This is a genomic window from Salmonella sp. SAL4457, assembly GCF_046548235.1.
In the GTDB taxonomy this organism is placed as follows: Bacteria; Pseudomonadota; Gammaproteobacteria; order Enterobacterales; family Enterobacteriaceae; genus Salmonella; species Salmonella enterica.
Genome location: NZ_JBGDZO010000913.1, coordinates 1 through 253 on the forward strand (window position 1 = coordinate 1; position 253 = coordinate 253).

1 protein-coding gene is annotated in these 253 nt (G+C 73.1%); it reads right to left on the reverse strand.

Features of this window, described 5'->3' with window-relative positions:
* Positions 1 to 253: molybdopterin dinucleotide binding domain-containing protein (locus ACLJNW_RS26850; protein ID WP_410961602.1), on the reverse strand; the 253-nt coding region annotated here is incomplete at both ends.

The window sequence follows — 253 nt, forward strand, 5'->3', positions numbered from 1 at the left end:
CCGGAGAACGCCTCGAGGTTCGTCGGTCCGTCCTTCGCGAGAAGGTTCACGTTCGCGCCGCCCGTCGTGCGCGCGATGGTGAGACCGGTCGCCTCCTGATGTCCCCAGCCGTGCGGCAGCGCGACCGCGCCGGGCATCATCTCGTCGCTCACGCGCAGCGGCACGCGCACGGTCGCGGTCGCGCTCCGGACCTCCACGGTCGCCCCGTCCTCGAGCCCACGTGCGCGCGCGTCGTCGGGGTGCACGTAGACGT